Origin of the sequence: Lutibacter sp., assembly GCF_040883305.1 — a bacterium.
In the GTDB taxonomy this organism is placed as follows: Bacteria; Bacteroidota; Bacteroidia; order Flavobacteriales; family Flavobacteriaceae; genus Lutibacter.
On the sequence record NZ_JBFLKT010000095.1, the window covers coordinates 1 to 4,829 of the forward strand.

The window sequence follows — 4,829 nt, forward strand, 5'->3', positions numbered from 1 at the left end:
AAAACAGCAGTTAATAACTGACTGAAGATTATTTTATTTACCTTTTTACCATCTACTATTAAGTTGTGTAAATTTGTTTCAGATTGAGCATTGTTTTCTTTAAAAAATTCTGAAGATTCTATGTTAAAAATGCGTTGTCCCCAAGAAATTTCCTCTCCAGCACCAAATAAAAAGACCAAAGCAATTGCTAAAATTCCCAGTTTCCAAAGTGGTTTTTTATACTTCTGAAGCTTAATAAAACGATTGATTAATAGTATACTTGAACAAAACAATAAAAAAGCCGTGCCATATTCAGCAAAACCATCTTCTTTTGTGTAAAATTCATCAAAATATTGAAGGTCTGTATTTGAATAATAGATTCCTATACCAAATACAAGAAATAAAAATAAATAGGCAATAATATCTGTTCTTGTGAGTGTTTTCATCTGTAATTATTTTTGCTATCAAAGTTCGTCAAAAGTACTACTTTTTTGAAACTAAATAAAGCTGTCTTATTAAACGTTGTTTATTTTTTGAACCTACATTTAAATTATAGGTTTCTGTTAATTTTAAGTGATACTTTTCTGATAATTGTGTAGTAATTTTTTTAACATCTTCATTCATAATTAAAATGCCAAAATTTTCTTCTGAAGGAATTATTAATGCTTCGTTTTTGTAAATATCTTTCAAAATTCCATTGTAATCCCAAAGAAGCTCTGGTGTAATTTCTCCAATTGAGTAGATTTTTATTTGTTGTTTTTTTTCAATTGAATACAATGTATTAATGGCTTTAAAATCATCATTTTTATTCAAAACTTTTGAAATTGGCAACCCGAATAAAAATAAAGAAACCATAAATACTACCGTTAAATAGAAAACAGTCTTAAATTTCTTTTTAGCTAAGTTGAAAAGTATTAAAACACCAATAATTAAACTTGCTATTGAAGTTAAAATATAATTCAAGAAATAAGTATTAAAGTTGTCTTTTAAAATCACATACAATGCCATTGGTAATATAATTGCTATAACTGCGATAAGTCCAAAATTAAAATAAACTGGGATTGTCTCTTTTTTGGATGTTAATTTAGAAAATTCCTGCATTAAATATTCAATATAAAATCCAGTATTTAATGCTAACGGAATTAAAACAGGCATTAAGTAACGCGCTTTTTTTTCAGGAATTGAAGACAATAATATAACAGCAATTATTGTCCACCAAAACGTAAATTTATAAGCCTTTTTATCGGTTATACGTTTAATTAAATAAGGATACAACAACCCAATAAAGGCAGGAATTGTCCATAAACCAGATTGCGTAAAAAAGCTCCAATAATAATAAAAAGGTTTTACATTATAACTGCTCCAATTTCCAGTTTCTCTAGTGGCTATTTCTAAAAAGGCTTGAGTATCTGCAATTCTAACGTACACAAACCACCAACTTCCAATGGCTAGAAATAGCAGCACACATAGTATAAATGGAACTAATCTTTGTTTAAAATTTTTGAATTTAAAAACAACTCCATAAGAAATCAGAAAAGGAAGAAATACAGCAAACAACGATACAGGACCTTTACTCATAATTGAAAGTCCAATAAATATGGCTGCTAAAATAGCTTTTTTCCATTCAGATTGTTTTGATTCAAAAAACTGAAATAAATAATACAGTCCTGCAAACATAAAACCGTGTGCAAAAATATCCCACGGCGCTTCATTTATAATTCCAAAAACATAAAATGAAGTTATTAGAATTAAACTATTGTTTAAACTATGTTTTTTTGAAAACTGTAATTTTAATGAAAAATAATAACTGAAAATACCTAAAAATAAAACCATTAAGGCTGATGGTAAGCGCAATGCAAACAAACTTTCTACACCAAATAGTAATCCGGAAATAGCAGTTAACCAGGTTGGTAAAGGCGGTTTTTGGTATCTTGCTTCTCCATTCATAGTTGTCAGTAACCAATTATTGTCGTGAATCATTTCACGTGCAGTAATAAAATTACGCGCTTCCATAATAGTAACATTTGGAACGTCTAAATGAATTAATAACATCAATACAATTACAATTGATAGTGATGCAATTGGATATTTCTCTATAATATTTATCATTCTAAATTAGTTGAAAATATAGATGCTTTTTTTATAATTGGATTCTAATTCTTTTAATAGCTTCATACTTTCCTTATCAATGTTTTTAATTTTTTTGTGAGGTATAATTATTAAAAATGGTTTTTTTGAATTCAAGTTTTTTGATAAATCCGCATTATCTTCAATAATTTTTATGGTTCCTTTTGAATAAAACTGACTCGAATAGCTTTTGTTTTCCCAATGATACATAGGAATGTTTTTATCTGTATTATTTTCAATAAAAAATTTGTCAGAATTAATATAATAATTTGATTTATTGAATAATGAAGCTGTTACAAATATAAAAAAAGCGAGAATAGGTATTGTTAATGCAATAGTAATAATTCTTTTTTTATGTTTAATTTCTTCCCACCAATGCGTAATTAATAAAGCAATAGGTACCATAACTGGCATAATATAAGGGTGAATTAAACTTTTAGAAACGGTAAAAAACAGTGGAGTCCATAAGAACCAAAAAAGTAAAAAGGCAACCCACTTATTTTTAATAAGGTTTGTTTTATTTTTCCAAATTTTACCAATAAGAATTTGAATCCAGGGAATGGCAAAAACGAATAAAAACACCCAAATCATTCCCATTGGTTGCGATTTTGGAAATCCGTATTTATCACCTTTCCAACCAGAGCTTAAAAAGCGTTTAAAATGTTCACCAACAATAAAATAATCAAAAAAACCAGGTGTTTTTTGTTCTGCTAAATAATACCAAGGTATTGCAACTACGGCAGTTATTAGTATTCCTAAAACCCAAGGTAGCGATTTCCAAACAGTTTTGTATTGTTTAAAAATAACCATCCAAACAAAAATAGGGGGAGCGGTTAAAATTATAATTATTGGTCCTTTTGCTAATAAACCGAGTCCTAAACCAATAAAAAACAGGTATTTCCAGAAAGTTTGTGCTTTATTATGAATGCCTTCCCAAAAAGAAATCATAACTAAAGTAACACAAAATGCCAATGCTGTATCTGTTGAAACTACGCCTGTATGTAATAAAAATTCTGGGATAGTTAGTAATATTAAACCCGGAATTAAAAAATCCAAACCTTTACGTTTTGCATACTTTCCTATTAATAAAATTACTAAAATATTTAGGAGTAAATAGGGGAATCTGACCGCAAATTCATTAACTCCAAAAATATTAAAACTTAAAGCAGATAACCAAGTAGATAAAGGAGGTTTTGCCCAAAAAGGCACTCCGTAATCTATTTGTAAGGTTGTCCAATTATTGGTTTCTGCCATTATTCTGGCAATTTCTGCATACCGAGCTTCAGTTTTATCCATTAAAGGAATGGCATAATTTAAAAAAGCTCTTATTAAAATTAATATGCTAACCCAAAAAGTGTAAGGATTGATTTTCTTTGAGAAGAACATCATTAGTAGTTTATGTTATTTTTAAGTGGCTTATATGTTTTATGTATTTGGTACAAATCGAGCCAAAGTTTAAAAAAGTAAGTAATTTTAACTTTAGATTCGTCATAATCTATCCAAGATTTCAAAGGGATTTCTCTTGCAATATCGCCCATTTTTTCTTCACTGTATAGTATAATTATACGATGAAAAATCTCTACATCAAATAACCATTTGGAAATAAACTTTTCTGAAAAAACTTTTTCAGAAAGATCTTTATCAAATATTTTACAACCACATTGTGTGTCGTAAATAGGTAGTTTTAATTGGTTAGAAATTAAAGTAGCAATTATTCTACCAATATAATGACGGGCTTTTTTACGGTCTATCGTGGTATCTATTTTTGAAATTCTTGAACCAAAAGCTAACACAATTTCAGAATTTACATGTTCACTAATTTCTACACATTCTTCTAAAGTTGTTGCTAAATCGGCATCTAAATAAGCAATTTTCTCAAAATTAAAGTTTGCATTACAATGCATAAAACCGGTTCTAACTGTTGCTGCCTTTCCTGAATTTTTTTTCATAGAATTTACAGTAACATTATTTGGGAAATTTGATTTAATTTTAGTTAGAACTTGCAATGTATTATCATTAGAACCGTCATTTACAAAACAAATTAAAACGTGTTGATGTTTCTTTAAAAAAGAAGAATAACGAGCTATATTTAGCCTTTTTTCTTCATTATAGCATGGAATTACAATGCATAATTGAAATGATTCTGGCATTCTTCAAATTGTTTTTTTATTTGTTTTAATTGTATAGAGGTTATAAAAAATTCAAAAAAAATAAATTAAAATTTAGTGCATTTGAATATTAATTTTAAAACAATTCTAAGTAATTAATATTACAAATATAAAGTTTACTATTTAATCTGTTTTCTTAAAATTAAAATATTCCTAAAATAAATAGCACATCCCATTAAATGTCCGATTAAAAGCACAGGGTCCTTTCTTATAACTGCATAAATTAAAATTAAAATTGATCCAATTAAACTCAACAACCAAAACCCGAAAGGTAAAGAGGATATTTTATTTTTTTCTGAATACAACCATTGATACACAAAACGTAAGGTGAAAATTACTTGAGCGATGCTTCCTAAAATTAATAACCAAAGTGGAATTGCATCGTTTCTAAACAATTTATCAATATCGTATGTATTGTTATTGTAGGAGTAAATCACCAATAAAACTGGAAAAGCTAGCAAAAACCATTGCAGTAATTTTGGCGCTTTTTTCCATTCACCTTGCAACTGTAAGTTTCTAATATAGATAAAATAGGTAAGTGCTTGCCCAAGCATT

The 4,829-nt window shown here is 27.8% G+C and carries 4 protein-coding genes and 1 pseudogene; all 5 read right to left on the minus strand.

From position 1 onward, the window contains the following. Positions 1-425 (minus strand): annotated as a pseudogene (locus AB1Z17_RS02910) (hypothetical protein); the annotation flags it as partial. A 37-nt stretch (positions 426-462) separates the two neighbouring features. Continuing rightward, complete coding sequence (locus tag AB1Z17_RS02915; protein WP_368050292.1) at positions 463-2,088, minus strand: ArnT family glycosyltransferase; 1,626 nt, start codon at positions 2,086-2,088, stop codon at positions 463-465. 6 nt (positions 2,089-2,094) lie between these two features. Further along, positions 2,095-3,495, minus strand: a complete 1,401-nt coding sequence (locus AB1Z17_RS02920) for an ArnT family glycosyltransferase (RefSeq protein ID WP_368050293.1) — start codon at positions 3,493-3,495, stop codon at positions 2,095-2,097. Further along, on the minus strand, positions 3,495-4,256 hold the full coding sequence (locus AB1Z17_RS02925) for a glycosyltransferase (RefSeq protein ID WP_368050294.1): 762 nt from the start codon (positions 4,254-4,256) through the stop codon (positions 3,495-3,497). Before AB1Z17_RS02925 ends, AB1Z17_RS02920 begins: the two co-directional genes overlap by 1 nt. A 137-nt stretch (positions 4,257-4,393) precedes the next feature. After that, positions 4,394-4,829, minus strand: a 436-nt coding sequence (locus AB1Z17_RS02930; RefSeq protein WP_368050295.1) for a lipid-A-disaccharide synthase N-terminal domain-containing protein, incomplete at its 5' end; no start/stop codon positions are given.

Coding starts and splice junctions, on each gene's coding strand:
- AB1Z17_RS02915 (WP_368050292.1), bottom strand. CDS start 2,088: ATGATAAATATTATAGAGAAATATCCAATTGCATCACTATCAATTGTA.
- AB1Z17_RS02920 (WP_368050293.1), bottom strand. CDS start 3,495: ATGATGTTCTTCTCAAAGAAAATCAATCCTTACACTTTTTGGGTTAGC.
- AB1Z17_RS02925 (WP_368050294.1), bottom strand. CDS start 4,256: ATGCCAGAATCATTTCAATTATGCATTGTAATTCCATGCTATAATGAA.